Origin of the sequence: Rufibacter ruber (genome assembly GCF_001647275.1) — a bacterium.
Lineage (GTDB): Bacteria > Bacteroidota > Bacteroidia > Cytophagales > Hymenobacteraceae > Nibribacter > Nibribacter ruber_C.
In genome coordinates, this window is sequence record NZ_LRMM01000035.1 from 1 (window position 1) to 23,403 (window position 23,403).

Genomic DNA, 23,403 nt, shown 5'->3' on the forward strand with positions numbered 1-23,403 from the left:
TTTGGCCTGTTTTTCAGAAAACAGCAAAAACAGAAGAGGGGGTTTATTTTAGATAAAGCCGTGCTTTTGCTGCTAATGACCATAGGAGCGATACAAACAAAATCACGCCCGCAGGAATTATCAGCATTATGAAAGCTTGTTATGGCAAAATTCAGGAAGCTGTTTACTGTTAATTTCTAATTCCCTGGCGGATGTGTGCATCTGGTTCCTTTTGTGGAACTTGCGTTTCCGGGCTGTTTTTAGAAAAGCAGACCGGAAACGTTAGCGCAAGCGAACGCTTGCGTTGCGACAGGAATAAGTCCAAAAGAGAAGGTTTATTCAAATAATCTCATGGAGAAAAAATTACTGACTATGTGATGCGAGTTTCCGTTTCCGGGCTGTTTTTCAGAAAACAGCCCGGAAACGGAACAGTAAGGCTAGCTCCAAAACAACCCGTTACCCCACAGAGTACTGCAGGTATTTAATAGGAACACCCTTCTCCAGATACGTTTTCTCAAAGGTGGTGTAGATGCCCATGGTGTGCTCCTGCAGATCAGACTGGTAGAGGTCTTTGGTAAAGATCAACCCTTGTGCCTTACTTTCTTCCAGAACCTCCAGGGTATAGTCGAACAACAGTTCGCTGTCGGTTTTGAGGTGGATTTTTCCGCCTGGCTTAAGAAGGCGGTGGTACATCTCCAGGAAGCGGGGCGAGGTGAGGCGGCGTTTGATGTCGCGCTTACGGGGCTGGGGGTCAGGAAACGTAATCCAGATCTCAGACACCTCCTGCTCACCAAAATGCTGGTCAATATTTTCAATGAAAGTGCGCAGGAAACCCACATTGGTCAGTTCCCCCTCCAGGGCCAGGGTACTGCCCTTCCAGATGCGGTTGCCTTTGATGTCAATGCCCAGAAAGTTCTTCTCCGGGAATTTTGAGGCCATGCCCACGGTGTATTCGCCTTTGCCGCAACCTACCTCCAGCACCAGCGGCTGGTCCTGAGGGAAGAAATCCTGGTTCCAGCGGCCCCTCAGCTGTTCGTAATTTTCTTTGCCTGGTTCTACTATGTTCGCCCGGGTGGCGTTGACTGCAAATTTCTCTTGTTTACCTCTGCCCATGTATTATAGTTCGGGAATTTCCGCGACCACAAAGGTACTACCGCCAATGAAAATTACCTCATCTTCCTGGGCAAAGGCTTTGGCGGCCAGAATAGCGTCTTCCACGGTGGGGTACGCGTGGCCTTTGAGACCGGCAAACTGCGCCTCCTCCCACAACTCCTGCACCGGCAGGGCCCTGGGGATCTGGGCCTGGCAGAAGTAGTAGCGGTAAGCCACCGGCAACAGCCTGAGCACACTCCTAATGTCCTTGTCATTGACGGCCCCAAACACAAAATGCACCTGCCGCCGCTTCAAGGCCAACAACTGTTTCACCACCTGGGTAAGACCGTCTATGTTATGGCCGGTGTCACAGATGGTCAGCGGCTTCTCAGCCAGCACCTGCCAACGACCCTGTAACCCTGTAAGCGCTTGAATGTTGCGCAATCCCTCCCTGATCTGCTCATCTGAAATGGCATAGCCCTGGTGTCTTAATTCAACCACCGTGGCCAGCACCCCTGCCAGGTTTTGTTGCTGATAATTGCCTAAGAGAGACACCTCTAATCCCTCCAGCCACAACTGTTCCTTTAGGTAGACATCAAACAGGGAGTACATACCTGCGGTTCCCTTTGGCACTACTCCATAGATTTGATCAGCAAACAAAAGCGGGCTTTGCGTTTCCTGGCTCTTTTTCGCAAAAACCGCTGAAACTGACGGTTGGGTGGAGCTCACAACGGCCGGTACACCGGGTTTGATGATGCCCGCTTTCTCGCCGGCTATCTCCTCTAACGTATTCCCCAGCAGTGCCTGGTGGTCCAGGCCAATGTTGGTGATCAGGGACACCAGCGGTGTGATGATGTTGGTAGAGTCTAGCCTTCCGCCCAGTCCTACTTCAATAATGGCAATGTCCACTTCCTCGGCTGCGAAATGATCAAAGGCCAATGCCACCGTCATCTCAAAGAAAGAAGGTTTTACCTGCTCAAACAGCTGCTGGTGCCGCTCTGTGAAGCGCGTCACGTTCTCTTTGCTGATCATCTCCCCGTTCACCCGTACGCGTTCCGTAAACTCTTTCAGGTGGGGCGAGGTGTAGAGGCCGGTTTTATAACCAGCCGCCTGTAAAATGGCGGCCAGCATGGAAGAGGAGCTGCCTTTGCCGTTGGTGCCCGCCACGTGCACCGTCTTAAAGTGCTGCTGAGGATTATCCAGTGCTTTCGTAAGGGCAATGATGTTGTCCAGGCTCTTCTTAAAAGCAGCGTTGCCGATGCGGTGAAACATCGGCAACTGCTGGTAGAGGTATTCTAAGGCTTGTTCGTAGGTCACGAGGCCAGCGGTTAGTTGGATCTGATGATAAAGGTGATGGTTCCGGTGGCGCCTGAGCTGGGGTTGTCGCCTTTGATTCTGCTGAAGGTGGTTTTCTGAATCTGGCCTTTGTACCAGTTCACAACTTGTGGGCTCACATTGCTTTCCACCACATCAATATTGACCAACTCCCCTTCGGCATTAATCTTAATGCTGAAAACCACCCGTCCGCTTTCGTTCTCATACGGGTCAGTCTTGGGCGTGATATCATAGCGCCAGCCGGGCATGTTCAGGGAGCCGCCCCCGCTACCGCCGTTGCCGGTTTTCTTTCCCGGGTAAAGGCCTTCAGGTTTGCCTTTGTCGCCAACCACGCCTTCATCGCCGTTGTTGTTGCCGGTGGGCTTGTTGCTGGTTCCGGCGGTTCCGTTACCGGCACCGGCCTTCGATTTGCCGGGGAATAAAGCGCGGGAATCAACTTTCTTCACTTCCTCTTTGGGAGGCTCGGGCGTTGGTTTCTCCACCTCCTTCACACTTACCGGCGACTCTACCGGGGAAGTCACTACTTTGGCAGGTTCTGCGGCAATGGTGGGTTGGGGTTTGGCTTCTGCCACCGGGGTTGGCACGGTTTCAGGGGCTTCTGCCGCGGGTTTGCTGTCTTCTGGGTTGGGAGAGTCATTAGGCGTGGCTTTGCTGTTGACATCACCGCTACCGGCATCTGTGGTTCCGTAGGAGATTTCAATTCCTCCTTCGGGCAACACCGGCGGGTCATTGGCTTTCCAGGCCAGCATATAAAACAGGAACAGCAGCAAAAGCACGTGCACGGCCACGCTCACCGCCATCGCGATTCGCTGGTCCTTTTTCTCTTGTGCGGTTACGGCTAACATAGTTTTGTTTATTCAGCTTGTTCAGCGGCAATACTGATTTTGGCATTCAGCTTGGCTGCCATGCCGGCCACCTTTACAAAATATTCTACGGGAACAGATTTGTCTACGTTCAGAACAACAACCCCCTGCCCCTGTTCAGTTCCAGACAGAGCCTGCTCCAGGGCGGCCGGCAAGGCTTCTAACGACGTGGGCTGGTCGTTCAGGAAGTACTGCAGGTCTTTGGTGATGGTCACATTGGTTTTCTCCATCACAATGCTGGTAGAGGCGCTGGAAGGCAGACTCACCGGCATGCCCGTAGGCGTCACAAAGCTGGAGGTCAACATGAAGAAGATCAACAACAGAAAGATAATGTCTGTCATTGATGACATGTTGAAGTCTGGGTTGACCTTATTTTTGGAGCGTAAATTCATCAGGCTTGCGGTTCTTGTAACAGATCAATGAACTCAATAGAGCTGTACTCCATGTCATGCACAATGCTGTCAATCTTTGACACCAGAAAGTTGTAGCCCACATAGGCAGGCAGACCAATGATCAAACCAGTGGCCGTGGTCACCATGGCCTCATAGATACCGCCAGACAACAGCTGCGGGCTCACAGACCCTTCTGCCTGGGCAATGGCGATAAAGGCGGAAATCATACCCGTTACCGTACCCAGGAAGCCCAGCATGGGGGCGGCACCGGCCACGGTAGCCAAACCAGACAGGTTCTTCTCCAGGCGGGCAATCTCAATCTTTCCTACGTTCTCAATAGAGGCTTCAATGCTTTTCAGCGGCTGGCCAATGCGCGAAATCCCTTTCTCCAGCATGCGGGAAATGGGGGAATTGGTCTGGGCACATAGCATTCGGGCGCCCTGCACGTCTCCAGCCAGCACCAGTCCTTTCAGTCTGCCTACAAAATCATTGGGGTTTTTAGCCGCTTTCTGAATAGTAAGGTACCGCTCCACAAAAATGTAAATGGCTACCAGCGAAAGAATCACCAACGGAATCATTGCCCACCCGCCGTTCAGGGCGAGATCCAGCAACGAAACTGATTCTTGGGTGGCTTCTGCGCCAACAGCGGCGGCAGTGGTGTCAACGGCAGTAGGAGCAGTAATCTGAAGTAGGAACGCGTTCATGTTAATAGTTTAATACCCAAAGTTCTTGGCTTATTTTACTGCGCAACGCTGGCAGGGCAGCTTGCGCCTCTTCGGCGGTGCTATAGTCAGCAACTGAGACGCGCTGACGCTTTCTGTCATGGGCGGTCACCACAATCTTGGCCTCGTAGCCTTTTTTCTGCAGACGCTTCTGGTTCATTTCAGCGTATCCGTCCTGCGCAAAAACGCCCATGATGACGTAGAAACGTCCCGTCCGGGTTTTAATTGTAGAACCGGTAGCGGCATTTTCTTTCACCTCGGCGGGCGCCGAAACTTTTTTCTCCACCTTGGCCACCGGGGCAACCACGGCCGGCGCGGCCTTTTCTGCTTTCACTGGGGCGGCAGCTACTTCAACCTTTGCTTGAGGTGCAGCTGCCCAGTCATCTTTTGGGGTTTCTGTTTCCGGGCTACTTTTCGGAAAATCAGCCAAAAGTACATCTTCAGCGGCCAGCTCTTCCTCTAGGGTGGGTTCTGCCAGCTGTGAGGTATATTGTTCCGTTAACTGCTGCGCATCAAAGGCGTCTAAATCAGATATTTGTGCGCTAGAATCAACCGCAGGAACAGCCGGGGCGCTCGCAGAGAGCAGCGTAAACGGGTTTAATGAGCTTAACGCCACATCTGCCTGTAACGTGTACAGGTAAACGGCAGACAGAGACAACCCGCCTATCACCAGGCTCGCCCCAACGCGGTACAGGCGGCGCAACCGCGAAACCGGTTTCTTGCCCTCGGCTGTGCCGCCAGCGGTTTGGTCTGCGTATTTACCCCGCAGCACCAGCGTCTCTTTCCCAAGAATGGGCCTAGACACCAGTTCTGGCAGCCCAAAGCTGTGCTCCAGGAAATTCTCCTCCTCCAGGCTTTCAAACACCAGTTTGCGCTCAGCGTTGTACCTGAACACCCCCACGTCTTGCAGCTCAAAGCGGTGCTGGGTCTGGAGCTGTTGTTTCAGGTCACGCACAAACTCAGATACCGCCTGCTGGGCCTGCGCCAGAGGCCACTGCTGCCGGTGGGCAAGCGTGGTAATCAGGAGACCGTCATTGACCTGGAGCTGCTCATTGAACGCAATACGCTTTGACGGCGGCGTGAAGGTGTGTTTTACCGGATGGATTTTGGCGTGCGCATAATGCGTGATCAATCCCCCAAAGTCTGGAATGATCACGCAGTCATACGCGTAAAGCAAAGATTTAATGTGCCCTTGAACCATATGTTTTTCAATGACTGTCAGCAGATAAAAGTTTATTTAAACCCTCTCTGCCCTCAGCCGTACTTGTTTGTCTCTTCGGCTTACTTTTCCTGTTTTAGGCTGTTTTGCAAAAACAGGCCTAAAACAGCGGCTTATGCCGTAAAGAAAAGTCTCTACTTAAAATGAATAAGTAGCTCCGCCCAGCACAGATATTCCCTGGGTTGGGTAATTTACCAGACGCTGGTATTTGTTGCTCAGCAGGTTGTTACCCATCAGGAACACAGAGAAACGCGGCGAGAAACGGTAGTCGGCCTTCAGATTGAGGTCAATCACCGAGTCGGTTTCGCGCAGCGCAGAAGTCCCATCTTCCCGGAAGATCCGCCCAAACGAACTGCTAATATAGTAAAGTTCGGTGTTCAAGAGAATCTTATTGTAAAGATTATACGACCCGAAAGCGGTCACCACCATTTCTGGGCGGTGATAAGGCTCTTCTAGCGAGGCGGTTGAATAGCTGTTGCTTTCAGCTTTGATTCCAATGCGTAAATCTTCTGACTGGTTAAAGGTCAGCTGCCCAAAAATGTTGAGCACCTTGGTCACGCCGTCATCATACACCAGGTCAAATTTGGCTGAATCTCTTCCAAACGCGTTGTTGTAGAAGTACAGGTTGCGGTAGCTCTGGTGCGCCACTCTACCGGTAAAGGAGACAAAGCGGCCAATGCTCCCGTTCACCCCGCCGTAGAACTCCAAGCCCTTGTTCACGTCAGCTATGTACTGGTTGTGGTTCAGGAACGGGTTCTCCTGGCTGAGGCTGTACAGAGTGGTGCGCTGCAAATCCCCGCCGGCACCGGCAAACAGGACCAGTTTGTTCTCAATAGCCTGGAAAGTAGCCTCCAGCGCCGGGTATACATTGAATTTGCGGGCGTCATTGATGGTATCTCCGGTGTAGGCAATGGTAGCCCCCAGTACCAGTCCCAGTTTATCTAACTGGCGGGTGTAGGCGGGCCGTACCTTAAAGAAGCCGCGGCCATGCTTCTCCAGCCCCTCCAGGTTGGTGTACGCCAGGTCAATGTCTACCAGGATATTTGATTCTTTGCTCAGGTTGTAGCTGGTCTTGGCACCGGCAAAGAGGTGCGTCTCTTTGGCGTTATAGTTATCTCCGGTGTAGTGGAGCCCCACTTTCCCCTCATACTTCAAGCCCGACTTCACATCTATGAGGTTGTTGAAGTGCCCCTCTACCGCAAAACGGTTGTAGATCTGCTTGAGGGTGTCAGGCGTAATCTCCTGTGACTGGTCATAGCCGTAAAAGTGGCGCATGTCCCGCTCATAGCGCAGGCGGCCGCCAAAAGTCAGGTTGCCCTGGTACATGTCGCCGTGGGCCTGCAAGAAGCTGCTGGCCGCGCCGGAGTTCTCTACCGGCCCGTTGGCCGAAGACAGGTGCCCCACCTCTGCCCCAAAAGAGGCTTTGTCACTGCGCTTGTTATGGAAATAGCCGCGGGCATAGACGGTCCCGTAATTCCCAAAGCCGCCTTTCACGTAGTTGCCGTACAGTTTAGAAAGCTCCTCCTGGCGTATGGTCAGCACGCGCATGGGCAGGTTAATGAAATGCTCGGGTAAGCGGTACTCATTGAAACGGTAGGTCACATTGCGGTCCTGCAGCTGCGGCGGGTCAATCCTGAACTTCTCAAAGTTCCGGTTGGCCTCCGGCAGTTCAATCACACGGTTCTTCTCTACCACAATCTCAGTGCTCTCCAGTTTGTTGCCTTCGCCCCAACCGGTTTGCTGCGCCTGGGCGGCCGGAAGCAAGCCCACTAAGAAAAGCGCAGAGATGCCTGCTAGTCTAGCTGTATTTCTCATTTTTTTGAATCGTTTGGAGTGGAAGATGGAGCGGTAACGGTATTTTTTTCCAGTTCGGCCAGCTTGGTTTTGGCCTCTTCCACAATCTCCTGGTTGGTGGCTCCCTCTATAATTGACTGCAAAGTAGATTTCGCCTGAAAGGCCTCATTCTGCACCACATAGATGTCAGAGATGAGCAGGAAGGTTTTACCCAGCCAGAAATCATAATCGGCAAAGGCGTTGCTGAAGGCGAAGGCGTTGTCTAGCGCTTCTTTGTATTTCTTCTGCCTGAAGTACACCTCAGACAACAGGAAATGCGCCTCAGCCCCGTTTACATCAGTGGCCGAGGTGGCCGCAGTGCTGAACTCCTTGGCCGCCTGATCAAGGCGGTTCAGCGCGTAATTGGCTTTGCCTCTGTACAGCAATGCCGAGTTATAGGCATTCAGCGTGGAGTTACCGCGGGCAATGAGCTCATCTGCAATTAAAATGGTGTTGTTGAAGTCATTGGTGAAGTAGAAGCTCTTCATCAAGCCCATCAGCGCGTTGGCCTGCTCCTTCTTGTTAGCGGCCACATCACGCAGGCGGGAATAGAATGCGGCGGCTTCGCCGAAGTTGCCGTTCTCAAACTCCATATCGGCCACGCGTTGCAGAGCCCGGCTCAGGTACTCAGACTTTCCTTCAATGGCCACCTCTTTCAGGCTGCGCAGGGCGTTGGCCTTGTCACCAGCCCGCCAGTAAGAGTCTCCCAGGAAATAACGGGCGTTGGCCACAGAGGCACTTGCCGGGTATGTCTTCAGGAAAGCTTCAAACTTAGGAATGGCCTGCTTGTACTTCTCATTAAAGTAAAGGGATTTAGCCGCTTCAAACTCAACGCTTTCCAGGGCGTCGCTTTCTGGGTTAGCCGCTTTGAATTTGGTCAGATAGGTATCCAGTTGCTCGGTCTGGTTGTTAGACCCCAGCGCCTCCTGCAGCGAGTAAATTGCATTGTTGGCGATGGGGTGCGTTGGGTACTGGTCAATTACCCGTTTGAAATCTGCGATGGCCTCTGTTGGCTTGCGCAGGTTCATATACGCCACCCCGCGTTTCTGCAGGGCTTGCGGCACCAGCGTGCTGCCAGAGCGGTTGTCAATCAAATCACTGAAACTGGCAATGGCCGGGGCGTAGTTGGAGTTTTCAAAATCAATGATCCCTTTCTGGTACACCGCGTCATCTGCGTAGCGGGATCTTGGGTATGATTTCAGCAGCGTCTGCAAACTCTGGATGGCCTGATCCCGGCGGTTGGTCAGGTTATACACCACCCCGCGCTGGAACAGCACATAGTCAGAGTCAATGGACTTGGCGGCCAGTGCCTGGTCATACCAGTTCAGGGCCTGGCTGTAATCTTTGGTCACATAATAACAGTCTGCCAACCGGATCATGGCATCTGCATAGTTGGGGTTGCCGGCCTTGATGGTATTGTCGTTCAGGTACGCCTTGAAATGCACCAGCGCCTTCTCATACTGCTTGTCATTGTAGTACGCATACCCTATACCGTAGCGCGACTTCACATAATACTCTGTGCGCCCGGAATTGGGGGTCTGGAACACGGCCCCGTAGCTGACAATGGCCTGGGGCCAGCGCTGCCCAATAGAATAGGCCTCCCCTTTCAGGAAGTTGCTGGCGGCCTGTATCTCCTTGTCATACGGGAAGCCCAGTGACTTGTCCAGCATCTGCACCGCCTGCTGGAACAGCTGGTCATTGTACAGTTTTACCGCCTGGTAGTACGTTACCCGCTGGTACGTCTCATTGATGCGGTGGCTGCGGCGCGGCAGTTTCTCTATGTGCGCTATGGCTTCCAGGTAATTGTTGGAGTTGAGGTAGGCCTCACTCAGGATATCATCTGCCTCATCTGCAAATTTGGAGTTGGGAAAATCTTTGCTGAACGAAGACAGGGAACTGATCACCTCAGAGAAATTACCCAGCTCATAGTTCAGCTGCGCATATTTGACGGTGGCGCCCTCTTTTACATTCTTGTCAATGTTCAGTTTGCGGGCCTGGTCAAATGCGCCCAGGGCAAACTGCTTGTTGTTGTCTTTGAGGTAGCTCAACCCCAGGTGGTAAGACGCATTCTGACCCAGCGAATCTGAATGGAACGCAACAGCCTTTAGATTATTGATGGCGCCCTTGATGTCGTTGTTCTTGTAATCGGCGAAGCCCATCTTGTACTGCACTGTCTTGTCCAGCGTCTTCTTGCCCTCTGCGTAGTTCCTGAAATACTGCGAGGCGGTTTTGAAGTCATTGCGCTGGAAGTAAGCATCCCCTACCAGCAGCTCTATCTCGTCTGGGTTCTGCACTTTGGGTGTCATCTGCAAAGACTTTTCGCCGTAGCTGATCACTTCAGCAAAGTTGCCTTCTTTGTAGAGAACCTCCGTGAGCATGTAGGGCACAATGGTGCGGTAATTATCATCCCGCTCAGCCACTTTCAGGTCCAGCTTGGCCCCAATGTAGTCGCCTTCGCGGTACGCGAGGTAACCGGCGTAATAGCTGGAGGCATAGGAGTAGCGGTGGTTGCCTTTCTTGTTGCGGTCAAACAGCAGCTTGGCTTTGGTGAAGTTTTTCTTGGAGAAATACGAGTAACCCAGCTTGAACTCAGACTCTTTCAGCTGGGCCTCATCTAAGCGGTCTGCCGGCGCCTGCTCCAGGTACTGAATGGCTTTGTCATAGTTCTTCTTGTCAAAGAACGACGTACCCAGCTCAAAGAAGGCTACGGCTGCCTTGGGGTGCGCCGGGTACCGGGCGGCAAACTGCAGCACCAGCTGCTCTGCGTCTGGGTGAAACAGGTGTAAACCGCTTACCGCGTAGTAGTATTGGGCATCTGCGGTTTTGGTGGGGTCATTGATAAGGCGGATGTACTGGGCGAAGGCTTGTTGGGCGGCACCGTATTTCTCGCGGTCAAACAACTCCAGCCCTTCCTGAAAGAACCGCTCCTCAGACGTAAACGTGAGAGGCTGCTGCGCCTGCGCAGCGTGGGCTCCACCCAGCAAGGCCGTGGCCAAGGCAAACTTGTGAGGTAGTTTCATAGTGTATTGGATTTAGGCATTTGCCGTGAAAGAAGCCTGGGTTGGCGCCTTTCTGGTTGCCCGTCCTTCAAAAATAGAAAAAATGTGGGTAAGCGGCAGCTAAAATTCATTTCTATCCGTGCTAGCACAACGTTGCAACCCGCTGCTTTAGCATCTGCCGCTTCTACTATTTGTTTCTGTTTTCGGGCTGTTTTCCTGAAAACAGCCTGAAAACAGAAACGGCAAAGATGGTTTCTCTAGGGTTTTCTGCTGATCATCAGGCCCAAGTGCTGCCCCTGTGTCAGGGAGCAGGGTCAAAACCGTACATCCAGTTGTTCAGGATGCCCCCTGAGCTCTCCAGCCCCACCATGTCCATGAGTTCTTCATAGTAGGCGCAGACCCTTTCCCTGTCTTCAGTATCCAGTTGAAGCGGGGTAAACCTTGACAGGCCAATGCTGATTTTCTCCTGAAACTGCTTCTCAGTGGGCTGATCACTCACTGCCACTTCTTTAAAATCATCAACTGACTGGTTAATGAGGTCTGTCAGCAATGGTTTAACCTCAGGATCTGCAAGTCCGGGATAAAAAGTCCGCACCGTGTCCTGATCAAACTTTGAAGCAGATTTAAAAAGATCCAGGTCGCTGATAGCCTTTTCTGGAATGGTCATGTTGTTCTCAATTAAAAGTACACAGGAAAAAAGGCGGGAAAATACCAGTTTGTCACAAAGGAGGGCACATTAGGTTATTTTGTGGCGTTGCCCTTACCTGCTCCCCGGTATAGGATGCAGCACCTTGAACACCAACTCCTTTAGAATAGCGGCATCTGCCATGCTCCCTCCGGTAATCCCTTTGCTCTGCAAATCTGCCTGGTGAATAAACCCTATGATCTGAAGCACCCGCCCATAGGGGTAATTTCTGAGCGCCTGCATATATTCCTTGGCCAGGAAACCACGGTTCCCCAGGCTCTTGGCCACCGTCTGCTCGTTTACCTGCGGTAGCAAGTGCAGGGTCAGCAGCTTAGAGAAGAAGGAAAACAGCAGCACCAGATTCGGGATGAGAGGGTTATCCTTGGGGTTGGACTCAAAGTAATTCAAAATCCGGTTGGCTTTGAGCACGTCCTGCCTCGTTATGGCATTCTGCAGCTCAAAGATGTTGTATTCTTTGCTAATGCCAATATTCTCCTGCACCAACCCTTCATCAATGGTCTGCCCCGGCTTCAGGTTGATGGCCAGTTTCTCAATCTCATTGGCCAGCCGTGATAAATCAGCGCCAATATACTCCCCCAGCATCATGACCGCCTGCGGCGTGGCCAGCAGGTTTTTACTCTTGATGAACTGGCTGATCCAGGCAGGGACCTGGTTCTCGTACAGTTTTTTGGTAGTGAGGAGCACCGCATTTTTGGTGAGCAGCTTGGCCAGCCGCTTGCGCCCGTCCAGCACTTTGTGCTTGTGGCAGAACACCAGAATGGTAGACGGCAGCGGATTGTTCAAATACGCATCCAGCTGCCGGGCGGCCGGGTCTTTCTCAGGGTCGGCCTCCAGGTTGGCCAGGTTCTGCGCCTCTTTCACAATCACCACCTGGCGGTCACTCATCATGGGGAACCGCTTGGCCTGCAGCAGCACCGTGGGCACATCAACGTCTTTGCCGTACATGACCACCTGGTTGAAGCCCTTCTCCATGTCATTGAGCGCGTGCTGCTCTATATAGTCAGAGATGAGGTCTATGTAATACGGTTCTTCGCCCTGCAGAAAATACACCGGGGCGAATTCACGGTTCTTGAGTTGCTTTAAGATGTCTTCTGCGGTCAGGGCCATGGGGTGTGCAAAGAGATAAGGTAATGCGGGTTTGGGCACCCAAAGTTACCATTGATTAGAAAGGAAACCAGCAGATGGCGGCAGAAATTAAAGAAATGCGTTTTGGGTCTGTTCTTCAGAAAACAGGCCATAAACAGAAAATCACCGCCCAGCATACTAAGTCAGAGTCACCTACAGTTATTTATTTACTTCTACTTGTATTCCCCCTCATCCCTCTGGTTTGGCTATGCAGCTTGTTCAGGATTTAGATGGTGCCCAAAGTATTCTGCCCTTCTTTGACTACACCAACACAGACCTGAGCCGGAAACGGTTGCAGAAGCTCTTTTCTGATGTCCCGGCCACCCTGGCAGGCGTGCTGGAGCGGCAGGAAACCATAAAAGCATTTCTCGCCAACTGGCCACATCTGGAGCATTACAACTACCAGAACATTGACTTCAGGGAAGCCCACGCCTACAGCACCCAACTGCTCCAGCAGGACCCTCATGAACCCCAACGTCTGCTAGGCAAGCAGTTCACGTTACTTTTCCAAGAAAAGGAAGTCCGGCAGAAGAAGTCAAAAGTGGTTCAATTGATACTGCTGTTTGACCATCTTTATTCCCGCTTTTTCAGCCGGTTAAGCAAAGACAGCTTTCCCAGCTCCTTTCAGCCAGCCCTCCACTCTTTTAATACCTTTATTAAGCAGGCCGAAGTGCAGAGGTTCAGCAACTTCATTAAACAGAATACATTTTCCAATGCCCAGGCCCTTGAGTATGAAGTAAAGCTACAGCACCTCGCCCCGGGCCTGCTGACCGCCGCCTGGGAGTTTCTCTTTCTGTTTGAGGCGTATTTCTCCGTTGCCAAAGGGATTCAGAAGCAGGGATTTGTTTTTCCTCAGTTTCAGGAAGGTGTTTTTAATCTGAAAGACTTTTACCACCCGCTTCTAAAAGCTCCGGTCAAAAATTCCATTTCCCTGACCAAATCTGAGAACGTGGTCCTGCTCACCGGGCCCAATATGAGCGGTAAATCTACTTTGCTCAAATCCATCAGTATCTGCGTCTACCTGGCCCGGCTGGGTATGGCGGTTCCGGCTGCCGCGTGCACCCTTCCCTTTTATGCCGCCTTGTCTATCAATATCAACAGCAAAGACAACCTGGAAAGCGGCTATAGCCATTTCATGAATGAACTCCTGTCCCTGAAAACAGCCGTGAAGATAGCCCAAGCCGGTAAGGCTTGCTTTGTGGTCTTTGATGAAATCTTCAAAGGCACTAACGCAGATGACGCCCAAGCCCTTCTCCTGGAAACCGTACAAGGTCTAGGTTCCCTTAAGGGCAGCCTTTTCTTTATCTCCACCCATTTTCTGAACCTGAAAGAGCACCAGCAGATACAGACGCCGCATGTCAAGAAATACCACATCCCCTGCGCTCTCCTTGACGGAAAACCTGTTTTCACCTATCAGTTAGCAGAGGGCTGGACTGATGTGAAAATAGGCAAAGTGCTCTTTGAGCAGGTGGGGCTGTCTGCGTTACTGAAGAAATAATTGACTGGATTACCCATCTTCACATTAATCCGCACCGCGCTTTCCCAGTAAGCGGCACAGAATCTTCTTAAATTCCTAAAGTCCTGCCATGTGCAACTTTGCGTTTTGGGCCTCTTTTCTGGAAAACAGCCCCAAAACGCACATGGGTTCTCTTGAAACTAAGAACGAACAACTACCAACTAAAAACTAATTTGATACCTTTGCCGCAGTAAAACAGATGATTTCATGAATTTGATTGAAGAACTACGTTGGCGCGGAATGCTCCACGATTTTATGCCGGGCACTGAGGAACAATTGGCTTCCGGTATGACCACCGGCTATATCGGTTTTGACCCTACCGCGTCTTCCCTGCACATAGGCAACCTGGCCACCATTATGTTATTAGTGCACCTGCAGCGCGCCGGCCACAAGCCCGTAGCGCTGGTGGGCGGGGCCACGGGTATGATTGGGGACCCTTCGGGGAAATCCGCAGAGCGGAACCTGTTGTCTGAAGAGGTGCTGCGCGCGAACCAGGAAGGCATCAGAAAGCAGCTGGAGAAGTTCCTGCACTTTGACGGGGCCCAGAACTCAGCTGAGATTGTGAACAACTATGACTGGTTCAAGGAGTTCAGCTTCCTGGGTTTTCTGCGCGATGTGGGCAAGCACCTCACGGTGAACTACATGATGAAGAAAGACTCGGTGAAGAACCGAATCAATGCCCAGGAGGGCGACAACGCCGCCGAGGGGCTTTCTTTCACCGAGTTCTCATACCAACTGCTGCAAGGTTACGACTTCTACCACCTGTACAAGCACAAGAACGTGCGGCTGCAGATGGGAGCCTCTGACCAGTGGGGCAACATCACCACCGGCACCGAACTGATTAGACGGATGGACGGCGGCAAGGCGTTTGCCCTGGTGGGCAAGCTGGTGACCAAGGCAGACGGAACCAAATTTGGCAAATCTGAGGGCGGCAACATCTGGCTGGACCCAGAGATGACCTCGCCGTACAAGTTCTACCAGTTCTGGCTGAATCTGGCCGATGAAGAAGCCGCCAAATTGATTAAGGTGTACACCCTGCTTCCGCAGGATGAGATTGCCAGAATCACTGAAGAACACCAGCAGGCGCCGCACCTGCGCGTACTGCAGAAAGCCCTGGCCAAAGAAGTCACCACCACCGTGCACTCTGCTGAGGAGTATGAAAGCGCGGTAGAGGCTTCTGAGATCCTGTTTGGGAAAGGCGATTTGGAAACCCTTCGTAACTTGAAGGAAGATACTTTGCTGGCCGTGTTTGAGGGCGTGCCCCAGATCACCGTTTCTAAAGATGCCCTGGCCACTACCGCCAATGCCGTAGACTTCCTGTCTGAACTGACCAACGCTGAGATCTTCGCCTCTAAAGGTGAGGCCAAGAAAATGATCCAGAACGGCGGGGTGAGCATCAACCGCCAGAAGGTGGCGCGGCCAGAGGAAGCGGTGACCACTGATCTGCTGCAGGGCAAGTACCTGGTCGTGCAGAAAGGCAAGAAAAACTACTACCTGGTGAAAGCCGAATAGAGTCAGACACCGTTAAAGAATCCCCCGTGGTTTCTAAAGCCAATGGCTGAGAAACCACGGGGGATTTCTGTTTTTGGGCTGTTTTCTGAAAAACAGCCCAAAAACAGAAAAGGAGTAAACTTGGAGCAATGCTATTTCAGGGGCAATAAAAAAGGCGGGCCTCAACAGCCCACCTTTTCAGTATCATCTTTATACAAGCAACTTATTTTTTGTCAGCGTCCTGGCTGTTTTTCATGTCCTGAACCTCCTTACGGATGTCCTGAGCCATGTTTTTCAGATCTTGCATGCCTTTTCTCACACGAGTTCCGGCTGCTGAGTTCCCTTTGTCATAGAATTTCTCAAAGTCACCTTCCAGAGAGAGAACCAGATCCTTAATCTTAGAAAAATTGTTCATTAGAGCTTGTTTTAAAGGTTTAACATTTCGTTTAATGGCTCTAATATAGGAATTATAAAATAAGGTGCAAAAAAAAGTGCGTTTGTATTATTTTATTAGTAAATGCCGTTTCTAGACTTCTACCGTAGTTTTAGTATAAAGTCCTTTATCCAATTTGGCGGCCACGGCCTCAAAGGCGGCAATGGTCTCAGCCACATCTTCCAGGGTATGAGATGCAGTTGGGATCAAACGCAACATAATCACATCTTTGGGTACCACCGGATACACCACAATTGAACAGAAGATGCTGTAGTTCTCACGCAGGTCCAGCGTAAGGGAGGTGGCATCTGGAATCTGGCCGTTGAGCAACACCGGAGTCACAGGAGACTCCGTGGTGCCAATGTTGAAGCCTTTCTCCCGCAGCCCAGACTGCAGGGCGCGCACCACCTTCCAGAGGTTTTCTTTCAACTCTGGCTGGTTACGCAGCAGTTCCAGACGCTTGAGGGCACCCATCACCAGCGGCATAGGCAGGGATTTGGCAAAGATCTGCGAGCGCATGTTGTAGCGCAGGTAGTCAATCACGTACTGCTCACCGGCCACAAATGCCCCAATGCTGGCCATTGACTTGGCAAACGTAGAGAAATACACGTCAATCCCGTCCTGGATCCCGAGGTGCTCGCCGGTACCGGCACCCGTTTCGCCCATAGTCCCGAAACCGTGGGCGTCATCTACCAACAGCCTGAACTGGAATTTCTCTTTCAGGGCCACCACTTCTTTCAGCTTGCCCAGGTTACCGCTCATGCCAAACACGCCCTCTGTGATCACCAGAATTCCACCGCCGGTTTCCTGGGTCATTTTAGTGGCGCGCTGCAGTTGCTTCTCCAGGCTTTCCATGTTGTTGTGCGTGTACACAAACCGCTTCCCCTGGTGCAAGCGCACCCCGTCAATGATGCAGGCGTGAGACTCAGCGTCATACACAATCACATCATGGCGGCTTACGAGTGAATCAATGATAGACACTACCCCTTGGTACCCAAAGTTCAGCAACAGGGCAGAAGGCTTCTGCACAAACGCTGCCAGCTCATTCTCCAACTGCTCATGGTAGTTGGTGTTCCCAGACATGATGCGTGCCCCCATGGGCGTAGCCATGCCCCATTGGGCGGCTGCTTCAGCGTCAACTCTTCTAACTTCGGGGTGGTTGGCCAGGCCCAGGTAGTTGTTCAAACTCCACGTTAAAACTTCTTTTCCCCTGAAAACCATACGCGGCGCAATCTCCCCCTCCAGTTTTGGGAAGGTGAAGTAACCATGGGCATAATGAGAATGGCTGCCAAGCGGTCCGCGGTTGGCCAAAAACTTTTCAAATAAATCCACTTTAGTAAGGTTAAGGCGGTAATAATAAGATGGTCAGAACTTTAAAAGTCTACAAAAATTTCTTAAAAAGAAACCAGGCAGACGCGCAAATTTACATTGATCTCCTGCAAATACAAAGCCAATCCTTTAGAAGCTAGCTTATTTTAAACCAGTTTTTATGTTTGCCCTGAATACTGTTTCTTTGGAGTACCAATTGATGAACCTCCGCCACATGAAAAAAATAAATAAGATTCTGGTTGCCAACAGAGGCGAGATTGCCCTCAGGGTGATGCGCAGCGCCCGTGAAATGGGGATTAAAACGGTAGCCATTTACTCTGAGGCTGACCGCCAGGCCCTGCATGTACGCTTTGCAGATGAGGCCGTGTGCGTGGGTCCGCCGGCCTCCAGCGCGTCTTATCTACGGGCTGAGGTAATTCTGGAGACCTGCAAAAGACTGGGCGTAGACGCTGTACACCCCGGTTACGGCTTCCTGTCTGAGAATGCGGGCTTTGCCCAGATGGTAGAAGACGCAGGCATCACCTTTATTGGCCCCTCCCCCTACGCTATTGAGCTCATGGGCAGCAAATTGGCCGCTAAAGCCGCTGTGGCCCAGTATAACATACCCATGGTGCCCGGCACAGAAGGCGCCATCAGTGATGTGGAGGAGGCCAAAAACATAGCCAGCCAGATTGGGTTCCCAATCCTGATCAAAGCCAGCGCCGGGGGCGGCGGAAAAGGCATGCGCGTGGTAGAGAACGTGGCAGAGTTTGAAGAACAGATGAAACTGGCGGTAAGCGAGGCCACCTCCGCCTTCGGCGATGGCTCTGTTTTTATAGAGAAATACATTGGCTCGCCCCGCCATATTGAAATTCAGGTACTTGGCGACACCCACGGCAACATAGTGCACTTGTTTGAGCGGGAGTGTTCTATCCAGCGCCGCCACCAGAAAGTGGTGGAGGAAGCCCCTTCAGCTGTTCTCACCCCGGAGTTGCGCGCTGAGATGGGCCGTTGCGCGGTAGACGTAGCCAAGGCCTGCCAGTACAAAGGGGCCGGTACCGTAGAGTTTCTGCTAGATGAAAACCTGAACTTCTACTTTCTGGAGATGAATACCCGCCTGCAGGTGGAGCACCCGGTAACGGAGCAGATCACCGGGCTTGACCTGGTGAAGGAGCAAATCAAGATTGCCCAGGGCGAGCCTCTCTCCTTCTCGCAAGAAGACCTGGCCATTTACGGCCACGCCCTGGAGCTAAGGGTGTACGCTGAAGACCCTGCCAACAACTTCCTCCCTGACATTGGAACCCTCACCACCTATAAGCGCCCGCAGGGGTTGGGGGTGCGCGTAGATGACGGGTTTGAGGAAGGCATGGAGATCCCCATCTATTATGACCCCATGATTGCCAAGCTGGTGACTTTTGGCAAAGACCGGCAGGAGGCCATAGAGAAAATGATCAGAGCCATTGACGAGTACCAGATCACCGGCATTGAGACAACGCTGCCCTTCGGGAAGTTTGTCATGGAGCATGAGGCCTTCCGGAGCGGGAACTTTGACACCAAATTCATTGAGCGCTATTTCAAAGACCCTTCAGTCCTGAAAGCAACGCCCTCGCAGGAGGAAGAGGAACTGGCCGCCGTTCTCGCGGCTATCTTTGCCGGCCAGGCCAAAGCAACCACTGGCACAACCCCAAATGCAGCCCCCGCCTCGGGCGTTTCTGAATGGAGACGGAATAGGTTGAAATAAACACCTTTTCTGTTTTTAGCATCATTTTCTGAAAACAGCCCAAAAACAGATGAGCGTTAGCCTTCACAGGTTTTGAAAACCTGTGAGGGCTTTTTATTAGAAGCAGGACTATCTGGAGCACCTGTATTTTCAGAACAGGGTAACTGATACAAGTATCCTCTGCCGCGGCTCACCAGACTAGCGCCAAGGAGTGGTTGGAGTCTCCATACTCCCTAATTTCTTCAGGTGGTTCACGGGGTGTCTGGCCACCCGCCGCACAGTTGGCCATGAGGCATTCGTCTCACGGCTGCATCTCAAAATCATCAACAATCTGCACAGGATCCCGCCGTGTCTTTAGACCTGCGGGTGTCTGAACCAGTAACTGTAGCCACTGCCAATTGAATCGCGGCTCCCTCACCCTGCCGTCCCTACAGGTGACGGGTATGCCGCAGTTGCGTTTTTGGCTTGTTTTGGCCAAAACAGGCCAAAAACAGAACTCCCCCGCACCAGGTAAGATGCGAAGGAGATCTTGGGATGAAGGCAGTGAGCATTAGATCAGGTCAAACAAATTCCTCACCCCCAGGTTCCGTTCTTTAGTGAAGCCTTCACCGTAGGTTACGCCTATGGAATGCCCAAACTCCATGGCTCTGGCTTCAATGAACCTAATGAAGTCAGGCGAGGAGATATAGGTGGCCGGCTCATCTGAATTCTTGGTGTCTGGGGTATGGAACTGGCTGTTGAACGCGTAGATCGCCTGTACCTTCTTCTCCCAGTGCGCAGTGATGTCTACCACCAGATCTGGGGCAATGAGCCTGTCCTGAATGTAATGGTACACGGCTTTGGGTCGCCAGGCCTCCTGCTCCCGCCCGTTCTCATCCTGGGTTTTAATTTGCCTTAGGCCGCCAGGAAGCAGGACTCTGAGACCAGCTGGCTTCCGCGGCCGTGGTCTGGGTGACGGTCATAAATGGCGTTCATGAGCACAATCTCCGGGCGGTATTTCCGCAGGGCGGCAATTACCTTGCGCTGGTGGGCTTCGTCGTTCCGGAAAAATCCATCAGCTAAGCCCAGATTCTCCCGCGCATCCAGCCCCAAAATCTGGGTAGACGCCTCAGATTCCCGAGCGCGGGTCTCGGGGGTGCCCCGGGTGCCCAGCTCGCCGCGCGTTAAATCTACAATGCCAACCTTCTTGCCTTGGGCTTTGTGCGCCAGCAGGGTTCCTACACAACCTAATTCTGCGTCATCTGGGTGCGAGGCAAATGCTAAAATGTCAAGTTTCATGGACAAGGTTATTTGATGCGCAGCCTTCGGCCTAATTTTAAGGTAGTTCTGGTGGTGATGCGGTTCAGGCGGGTGATCTGGGAAACTGACACGCCATACTTGCGGGCAATGCTGCCCAGCACGTCTCCGCTTCTCACCGTATGGTACACGGTCCTTCTTGCCCGGCTGGCTGATGAGGAACCTTTTTTCTTTGCCCGGTTGTAATAATTGAACAGCGCCGATGTCACCTGGAAGCTCTCCCCTTTCAGAAGATAGTCTGGGAAGTCGTACAGTTCCTCCGGGTCAATGGGGTTGCCTTCATAGCGCACCTCATAATGCAGGTGCGGACCCGAGCTGCGTCCGGTGCTTCCGCCCCAGCCAATCAGCTCCCCCGCTTTCACATACTGGCCAACTTTGGCTACCGGTTTGCTCAGGTGGCCGTACAGCGTCTCCAGGCCGTTTACGTGGCGCACCACCAAGTAATTGCCGTAGCCGCCGCCGTCCCATTTGGAGATTCTGATAACACCGTCAAACGCGGCTTTCACTGAGTCGCCGGTATCCAGGTCCAGGTCAGTGCCGTAATGCCAGCGGTAGCCCCTGAACCCGAAATCTGAGGTAATGGGGGTTTTCACCAGTGGCATCTTGTACGGGTGGTTTTCATCAAAGAGCTTGAGGTCAATGGTGTCTTTGATCTGGCGCCCGTCTTTGCGGTACGGGTTAATGTTGTGCGTGTCCCAGATGGCGTAGTAGCCGGCAATCTTCACCCATACACTGTCATCCATCTGTATCTCCTCAGACATCTCCACAATGCTTTGCTCCCCCAGGTCAAGGGAGCTGGTGTCTTCGCTTACAATAGAGAGCTTTTTAATTGGGCTGAAGGCGCCACGGCTCTTTGGGTCCCCGTCCTGAATCTCCTCGTGCTTGATCAGCACGGTGGTGTCAGGCTTCACGTATTTGATTTTGGGGGCTTTTACTTTGAACAGGTCTTTTTTCGCCTTCTTCTGCGCCTGTGCCGTAAACCCCAACAGGGTACAGATGCAAAGCAGAAGAAAGAAAGTTATTTTTTTCAGCAGCATTTAATCTGATTAATCACCAACGCCTGGTGCGGTCCAGACTCGGTTTTAAAACTGAACAAGCCGTCATTTTATTGCCTTGGGCAGTTGAATGGCGGCTTGTTCTTCTACATTTCTTAATGCACCTCCATTGAGGCCAGGTACCGTTCAGCGTCCAGGGCGGCCATACAGCCGGTGCCGGCGGCGGTCACGGCCTGCCGGTACACGTTGTCCTGCACATCGCCGCAGGCGAACACGCCATCAACATTGGTTTTAGAGGTACCCGGTATGGTTTTCAGGTAACCGCTGGCGTCATGCTCCAGGTAAGGCTGGAAGATCTTTGAGTTTGGCTCATGGCCTATGGCCACAAAGAACCCTTTCACGGCAATCTCCCTGGTTTCACCGGTGTTGGTGTCTTTCAGGCGAACCCCTTCCACGCCATGCTCGCCCAGAATCTCATCTGTGATGCTGTTCCAGAGGATTTCAATGTTGGGCGTATTTTTAACACGGTTCTGCATGATGGTAGAGGCGCGCATCTCATCACGGCGTACAATCATGTACACTTTGGAGCACAGGTTAGAAAGGTAATGGGCTTCTTCGCAGGCGGTGTCACCGGCGCCTACAATGGCCACTTCCTGGCCGCGGTAGAAGAACCCGTCACATACGGCGCACGCCGAAACCCCGCTCCCGTTCAGGCGCGCCTCTGACTCCAGCCCCAGCCATTTGGCAGACGCCCCGGTGGCAATGATCACGGTGTCGGCTTCAATGGTTTTCTGCTCATCTATGGTTACTTTGTGCGGCTTGCCTGAGAAATCTACGCTGGTGGCAATGCCGTAGCGTATATCTGCCCCGAAGCGCTCAGCCTGCTGCTTGAAATCTTCCATCATTTGCGGGCCATTCACGCCCTGCGGATATCCTGGGTAGTTCTCTACATCATTGGTAATGGTCAGCTGACCACCGGGTTGCAGGCCTTGGTACATCACCGGCTTCAGTCCGGCACGGGAGGCATAAATGGCGGCCGTGTATCCGGCGGGGCCGGAACCTATAATTAAACACTTCACGCGCTCATTCTGATTTTCCATATATCAAGTAAGATTTTGGGAGTGCAATATTACAAATAAATTCATTGACCTGGGCGGATGAGGGCTGACCGGTGCAGGTGCTTTCCCGCAGGCAACCACTGCCACGGCGTTTGCCACAGGATTTGAGTCTGTTTCTGTTTGAAGTAAAAAGATTCTGGCGCTTTGATAAATATGTCTGTACAACCAGAAAAACTGGCCAGCTGCTAGTTTTATATTATCTGTTTTCGCCTGTTTTGGCCAAAACAGGCCGAAAACAAAAAAGCCCTGGTGGTTCACCAAGGCTTTTTAAAGGTAAGTATAGACTAACCCAAATACGGTTTCAATGCTTTGCTGCGGGACGTATGACGTAACCGGCGAATAGCTTTTTCTTTGATCTGGCGCACGCGCTCACGGGTCAGGTTGAATTTCTCACCAATTTCTTCCAAGGTCAGGGAATGCTCTCCGTTCAACCCGAAGTAAAGGGTAATCACATCTGCTTCCCGCTTAGTCAAGGTAGAAAGGGCACGCTGCACTTCTTTGCGCAGGGAGTCGTTCATCAGGCCTGTATCCGGTGATTCTTCGTCTTCGTTTTCCAGCACGTCCAGCAGGCGGTTTTCTTCGCCTTGCACGAAAGGCGCATCTACTGACACGTGGCGGCCGGAGATTTTCAGGGTGTCTACCACTTCAGCGGTGGTCAACTCCAATACTTCGGCAATCTCTTCTGGTGACGGCTCGCGCTCAAACTTCTGCTCCAGCTCAGAGAAAGACTTGGAGATTTTGTTCAAAGAACCTACGCGGTTCAACGGCAGACGCACAATTCTTGACTGCTCGGCCAAGGCCTGCAGAATAGACTGACGAATCCACCAAACGGCGTAAGAGATAAATTTAAAACCACGGGTTTCGTCAAAACGCTTAGCAGCTTTGATCAAGCCCAGGTTGCCTTCATTGATCAAGTCACCTAAGGAAAGCCCCTGGTTCTGGTACTGCTTGGCCACCGACACCACGAAGCGCAGGTTGGCCTTGGTTAATTTTTCGAGGGCGAACTGGTCGCCTTCACGTATGCGCTGGGCAAGCGTTACCTCCTCGTCTGGGGTGAGCAGGTCTACCTTACCAATCTCCTGTAAATACTTGTCAAGGGACTGGCTTTCACGGTTGGTAATCTGCTTGCTTATTTTCAGCTGTCTCATTGGAGTGTATGTCTAACTATGTGTATCTGTGTAAGTAGGTCTGGTGGGATAACACCTTCCCCGGCTCCAAAAGTTCTCATTTAATGAAAACGCGCGCCAACTCCTTCTGTTTC

General features: G+C 52.1%; 19 protein-coding genes and 1 pseudogene. 3 read left to right on the forward strand and 17 right to left on the reverse strand.

The features are described 5' to 3' along the window. Positions 1 to 435: 435 nt before the first annotated feature. The 10 genes from trmB to holA form a co-directional block, all read right to left on the reverse strand. Positions 436 to 1,092, reverse strand: a complete 657-nt coding sequence (trmB, locus tag A8O25_RS13695; protein WP_066835816.1) for a tRNA (guanosine(46)-N7)-methyltransferase TrmB — start codon at positions 1,090 to 1,092, stop codon at positions 436 to 438. A 3-nt stretch (positions 1,093 to 1,095) separates the two neighbouring features. Then, entirely contained in the window at positions 1,096 to 2,388 is a 1,293-nt protein-coding gene (locus A8O25_RS13700; protein ID WP_066835818.1) for a bifunctional folylpolyglutamate synthase/dihydrofolate synthase, read from the reverse strand. An 11-nt stretch (positions 2,389 to 2,399) separates the two neighbouring features. Further along, on the reverse strand, positions 2,400 to 3,251 hold the full coding sequence (locus A8O25_RS13705) for a hypothetical protein (protein ID WP_153042750.1): 852 nt from the start codon (positions 3,249 to 3,251) through the stop codon (positions 2,400 to 2,402). Between the two features lie 8 nt (positions 3,252 to 3,259). Further along, entirely contained in the window at positions 3,260 to 3,661 is a 402-nt protein-coding gene (locus A8O25_RS13710; protein ID WP_066835822.1) for an ExbD/TolR family protein, read from the reverse strand. Beyond that, positions 3,661 to 4,365, reverse strand: a complete 705-nt coding sequence (locus A8O25_RS13715; protein ID WP_066835824.1) for a MotA/TolQ/ExbB proton channel family protein — start codon at positions 4,363 to 4,365, stop codon at positions 3,661 to 3,663. Before A8O25_RS13715 ends, A8O25_RS13710 begins: the two co-directional genes overlap by 1 nt. 1 nt (position 4,366) lies before the next feature. Continuing rightward, entirely contained in the window at positions 4,367 to 5,584 is a 1,218-nt protein-coding gene (locus A8O25_RS13720; protein WP_066835826.1) for an HU domain-containing protein, read from the reverse strand. 156 nt (positions 5,585 to 5,740) lie between these two features. Beyond that, a complete protein-coding gene (locus A8O25_RS13725; RefSeq protein WP_066835827.1) occupies positions 5,741 to 7,417 on the reverse strand; it encodes a TonB-dependent receptor in 1,677 nt (558 codons plus the stop codon). Further along, positions 7,414 to 10,455 (reverse strand): tetratricopeptide repeat protein, encoded by a 3,042-nt coding sequence (locus A8O25_RS13730; protein ID WP_066835829.1) that lies wholly within the window; start codon positions 10,453 to 10,455, stop codon positions 7,414 to 7,416. The genes A8O25_RS13725 and A8O25_RS13730 overlap by 4 nt, the downstream gene beginning before the upstream one ends. Positions 10,456 to 10,735: 280 nt before the next feature. Next, complete coding sequence (locus tag A8O25_RS13735) at positions 10,736 to 11,101, reverse strand: DUF4844 domain-containing protein (protein WP_074987982.1); 366 nt, start codon at positions 11,099 to 11,101, stop codon at positions 10,736 to 10,738. A gap of 93 nt (positions 11,102 to 11,194) precedes the next feature. Then, positions 11,195 to 12,247 (reverse strand): DNA polymerase III subunit delta, encoded by a 1,053-nt coding sequence (gene holA / locus A8O25_RS13740; RefSeq protein WP_066835831.1) that lies wholly within the window; start codon positions 12,245 to 12,247, stop codon positions 11,195 to 11,197. A gap of 226 nt (positions 12,248 to 12,473) precedes the next feature. On the opposite strand from holA, the gene A8O25_RS13745 reads away from it, so the two are divergent. Together A8O25_RS13745 and tyrS are read left to right on the forward strand one after the other, a co-directional pair. Continuing rightward, positions 12,474 to 13,763 carry a MutS-related protein gene (locus A8O25_RS13745; RefSeq protein WP_066835833.1) on the forward strand — a complete coding sequence of 430 codons (1,290 nt, stop codon included), beginning with the start codon at positions 12,474 to 12,476 and terminating at the stop codon, positions 13,761 to 13,763. A 225-nt stretch (positions 13,764 to 13,988) separates the two neighbouring features. Next, positions 13,989 to 15,293 (forward strand): tyrosine--tRNA ligase, encoded by a 1,305-nt coding sequence (gene tyrS, locus A8O25_RS13750; protein ID WP_066835835.1) that lies wholly within the window; start codon positions 13,989 to 13,991, stop codon positions 15,291 to 15,293. A 202-nt stretch (positions 15,294 to 15,495) separates the two neighbouring features. Here the strand turns inward: tyrS and A8O25_RS13755 are convergent, their stop codons facing one another. Next, positions 15,496 to 15,687: a histone H1 gene (locus A8O25_RS13755; RefSeq protein ID WP_066835836.1), complete on the reverse strand. Its 192-nt coding sequence runs from the start codon at positions 15,685 to 15,687 to the stop codon at positions 15,496 to 15,498. A gap of 111 nt (positions 15,688 to 15,798) precedes the next feature. Continuing rightward, a complete protein-coding gene (locus tag A8O25_RS13760) occupies positions 15,799 to 17,037 on the reverse strand; it encodes an aminotransferase class I/II-fold pyridoxal phosphate-dependent enzyme (protein WP_066835837.1) in 1,239 nt (412 codons plus the stop codon). 211 nt (positions 17,038 to 17,248) lie between these two features. Between A8O25_RS13760 and accC the strand changes: the two genes are divergently transcribed. After that, positions 17,249 to 18,754: an acetyl-CoA carboxylase biotin carboxylase subunit gene (gene accC / locus A8O25_RS13765; protein WP_066835877.1), complete on the forward strand. Its 1,506-nt coding sequence runs from the start codon at positions 17,249 to 17,251 to the stop codon at positions 18,752 to 18,754. A gap of 529 nt (positions 18,755 to 19,283) precedes the next feature. Here accC and bshB1 read toward each other — a convergent pair. The 5 genes and pseudogenes from bshB1 to A8O25_RS13785 all read right to left on the reverse strand — a co-directional run bounded on the left by bshB1 (position 19,284) and on the right by A8O25_RS13785 (position 23,290). Next, a pseudogene (gene bshB1, locus A8O25_RS13770) lies at positions 19,284 to 20,011 on the reverse strand (bacillithiol biosynthesis deacetylase BshB1). A gap of 8 nt (positions 20,012 to 20,019) precedes the next feature. After that, the gene (locus tag A8O25_RS13775) at positions 20,020 to 21,015 is read right to left on the reverse strand and encodes a peptidoglycan DD-metalloendopeptidase family protein (RefSeq protein ID WP_241499028.1); all 996 of its coding nucleotides are present in this window, start codon (positions 21,013 to 21,015) and stop codon (positions 20,020 to 20,022) included. 164 nt (positions 21,016 to 21,179) lie between these two features. Further along, positions 21,180 to 22,124 (reverse strand): thioredoxin-disulfide reductase, encoded by a 945-nt coding sequence (gene trxB / locus A8O25_RS13780; protein ID WP_066835839.1) that lies wholly within the window; start codon positions 22,122 to 22,124, stop codon positions 21,180 to 21,182. A gap of 3 nt (positions 22,125 to 22,127) precedes the next feature. Beyond that, complete coding sequence (locus A8O25_RS22990; protein ID WP_153042751.1) at positions 22,128 to 22,403, reverse strand: hypothetical protein; 276 nt, start codon at positions 22,401 to 22,403, stop codon at positions 22,128 to 22,130. Between the two features lie 23 nt (positions 22,404 to 22,426). Next, positions 22,427 to 23,290 (reverse strand): sigma-70 family RNA polymerase sigma factor, encoded by an 864-nt coding sequence (locus tag A8O25_RS13785; RefSeq protein WP_048920485.1) that lies wholly within the window; start codon positions 23,288 to 23,290, stop codon positions 22,427 to 22,429. Positions 23,291 to 23,403: the final 113 nt, after the last annotated feature.

Excerpts from the sequence above, each read along its gene's own strand:
- trmB (WP_066835816.1), bottom strand. The coding sequence starts at position 1,092 with ATGGGCAGAGGTAAACAAGAGAAATTTGCAGTCAACGCCACCCGGGCG.
- A8O25_RS13705 (WP_153042750.1), bottom strand. The coding sequence starts at position 3,251 with ATGTTAGCCGTAACCGCACAAGAGAAAAAGGACCAGCGAATCGCGATG.
- A8O25_RS13710 (WP_066835822.1), bottom strand. The coding sequence starts at position 3,661 with ATGAATTTACGCTCCAAAAATAAGGTCAACCCAGACTTCAACATGTCA.
- A8O25_RS13715 (WP_066835824.1), bottom strand. The coding sequence starts at position 4,365 with ATGAACGCGTTCCTACTTCAGATTACTGCTCCTACTGCCGTTGACACC.
- A8O25_RS13720 (WP_066835826.1), bottom strand. The coding sequence starts at position 5,584 with ATGGTTCAAGGGCACATTAAATCTTTGCTTTACGCGTATGACTGCGTG.
- A8O25_RS13725 (WP_066835827.1), bottom strand. The coding sequence starts at position 7,417 with ATGAGAAATACAGCTAGACTAGCAGGCATCTCTGCGCTTTTCTTAGTG.
- A8O25_RS13730 (WP_066835829.1), bottom strand. The coding sequence starts at position 10,455 with ATGAAACTACCTCACAAGTTTGCCTTGGCCACGGCCTTGCTGGGTGGA.
- A8O25_RS13735 (WP_074987982.1), bottom strand. The coding sequence starts at position 11,101 with ATGACCATTCCAGAAAAGGCTATCAGCGACCTGGATCTTTTTAAATCT.
- holA (WP_066835831.1), bottom strand. The coding sequence starts at position 12,247 with ATGGCCCTGACCGCAGAAGACATCTTAAAGCAACTCAAGAACCGTGAA.
- A8O25_RS13745 (WP_066835833.1), top strand. The coding sequence starts at position 12,474 with ATGCAGCTTGTTCAGGATTTAGATGGTGCCCAAAGTATTCTGCCCTTC.
- tyrS (WP_066835835.1), top strand. The coding sequence starts at position 13,989 with ATGAATTTGATTGAAGAACTACGTTGGCGCGGAATGCTCCACGATTTT.
- A8O25_RS13755 (WP_066835836.1), bottom strand. The coding sequence starts at position 15,687 with ATGAACAATTTTTCTAAGATTAAGGATCTGGTTCTCTCTCTGGAAGGT.
- accC (WP_066835877.1), top strand. The coding sequence starts at position 17,249 with ATGAAAAAAATAAATAAGATTCTGGTTGCCAACAGAGGCGAGATTGCC.
- trxB (WP_066835839.1), bottom strand. The coding sequence starts at position 22,124 with ATGGAAAATCAGAATGAGCGCGTGAAGTGTTTAATTATAGGTTCCGGC.
- A8O25_RS13785 (WP_048920485.1), bottom strand. The coding sequence starts at position 23,290 with ATGAGACAGCTGAAAATAAGCAAGCAGATTACCAACCGTGAAAGCCAG.